The sequence below is a fragment of the Thermogutta sp. genome (genome assembly GCF_014359955.1).
Taxonomy (GTDB): Bacteria; Planctomycetota; Planctomycetia; order Pirellulales; family Thermoguttaceae; genus Thermogutta.
This window is the reverse complement of sequence record NZ_JACIYL010000792.1, coordinates 1-1,996: the sequence shown is the minus strand read 5'-3', so window position 1 is coordinate 1,996 and position 1,996 is coordinate 1. Positions and strand designations below refer to the sequence as shown.

Sequence of the window (1,996 nt, the reverse complement as noted above, 5' to 3'; positions counted from 1 at the left end):
GGGGCCTCTGGCATCGAGAACGATCGAAATATGAGAAGCGATCATGTTGGGCAAAACCTTGAGAAAGACCAGGGGAAAGGTTGCCGGCATCCCCTGGGGCGCCCAACGATCAAAGTCGAATCGGCCATCCACCATACAGGCGCGATAGGTGGGCTCACTGTCCTCCAGGGCGCCGCAAATTCGATCCGCCCCCAACACTATGCCGACCCGATCGGGATCCAACCCAGCCGTCTCCAGCCCTCCGTCCTTCCAGGCCAGCATCGCGGCGGCCACCCCGAGCTGGGCATCCCGGGCCATCACCTTGAGCGCTTTTCGATTGGGAACGAATTTCCGCGGATCGAAATCTTTGATCTCTGCGGCTGACCGGACTGGAAGCCCCGACGGATCAAATAACTGAATCCGCTCTACGCCCGACCGACCGGCCAGCAGAGAATCCGTGAAGGCCTCCACGCCGATTCCAATCGGGCTGACGATCCCAATTCCACTAATGACGATATCCGTTGAAAGCATGCGTCATTGACACACAAAGCAGGGTTTTGTTCCCTCCCGGTGGGATAGCCACGAACTTTTTTCGCAATTCGCCTGTAATAAAAACGCTGAGCGCGGCGCGAACCAGGCCACCGCTCACACCAGAACGAATATTTTACCTAAACTACCACAGGTCCTGGGGAAAATTCCAGTATATCCGATATATCCGGCCCGTAACCGGGGAGATCCCCAAGGGGAGTTCATCCACTTCTTATCGGCGAAAAACATTGACGACACGTGACAATTCGCACACCGACCGCCAAAACGACAGGGGCCAATTCGCTCCCAGATCGGGAACTGCATCATCACGGGAACGCCAGGATAACGTTTGACGACAGAGATTCCGACTGTCACAATTAACGGTGGAACGGGAACGGATGGGACAGGGCACGGCCTGAAGGATGGGCCGGTGCCATCAAGCACGATGGTGGCTTGACAATTCCGGGAAAACCTGAACTTCTTGGGAGGGACTATCATGAACGTCTCACGCCCCACGACTGCCAGCGTCCAGGCCCTGCTCGAACAACATCGCCAGATCGAGCAGATCATCGGCGAGATCAAGGAGGCGATCCTCAATCGCACCACAGATTGCTGCGCCATCGCCGAAAAGACCAAATTCCTCTGTCGACTGCTGGCGGACCACTTCCGGTACGAGGAAGAAGGTGGCTATTTCTCCGAGGCCGTCCTGGTGGCCCCTCATCTCGTGGAACGGGCCAAGGCCCTGGAAAGCCAGCACCAGGCGATCCTCGATCTCCTCCAGTCTTATTGTGGCAAAACATGCGCCGACGGAGTCGATCCTCAAGTTTGGTGGGCAACGGCCAAAGAGGCCTTCCTGGAATTCGAGAAAGCCATCGCCCAGCACGAACACGAGGAGAACCTCCTCATCCAGGAAGCCTTTTTATCCGATTTTGGAGCCAAGGACTGAGCTTTTGCCCGGGGCCTGCCGAGCCTCCGTGGATGTGGCCGTCGCCCCGTGGCGGTGCTGTCGGCAATCGCCGCGGACAGGCCTCGTTGTGTATTTCCCCAAAACTCGCCAATCGCCAAAAAGGCCGACTCTACCGGTGGAAGCCAGGCAGATTTTATGGATTTTGCGGGTTGTTCGACCGAATGAATTACGGGGAGGAAGTCCTTCCGGGATATGACCCCGCCGAGGTAAAAGGTCGAAACACCCATGCAATACGTTCGTGTGATTACTGCCTGGTTTTTTGCAGCGGGGCTTGTGACCGTGCTGGGCTGCCGGATGTGCTGCAGCCCCTACGATGAGGCCGGCCCCGTCCTCGACGAGCACGGGCGTCCCATCGCCTCTTCACACTATCGCGCAGGCTCCATTCTCCAAACGCGACCGCCGGTGTCACGCTCGGCGGTGGGAGCCGTTTCTCCCTCCAGCCATCTCGTCCACGTAGATAAGGGATATCCGAAGAAGATCACCGGCGTCAGCACACAAGATGCGACGTCAGAAACGATACCC

At 57.7% G+C, this 1,996-nt stretch carries 3 protein-coding genes; 2 read left to right on the top strand and 1 reads right to left on the bottom strand.

Annotated elements, in window-relative coordinates; all coding sequences use genetic code 11:
- A partial coding sequence (locus tag H5U08_RS17020; protein WP_297035815.1) for a beta-ketoacyl synthase N-terminal-like domain-containing protein occupies positions 1 to 510 on the bottom strand: 510 nt, incomplete at its 3' end.
- 493 nt (positions 511 to 1,003) lie between these two features.
- Between H5U08_RS17020 and H5U08_RS17015 the strand changes: the two genes are divergently transcribed.
- Positions 1,004 to 1,453 (top strand): hemerythrin domain-containing protein, encoded by a 450-nt coding sequence (locus H5U08_RS17015; protein WP_297035812.1) that lies wholly within the window; start codon positions 1,004 to 1,006, stop codon positions 1,451 to 1,453.
- 246 nt (positions 1,454 to 1,699) lie between these two features.
- Positions 1,700 to 1,996: hypothetical protein (locus H5U08_RS17010; RefSeq protein ID WP_297035810.1), on the top strand; the 297-nt coding region annotated here is incomplete at its 3' end.

Bases quoted from the DNA above. Each gene is read 5' to 3' on its own strand.
- H5U08_RS17015 (WP_297035812.1), top strand. From the start codon at position 1,004: ATGAACGTCTCACGCCCCACGACTGCCAGCGTCCAGGCCCTGCTCGAA.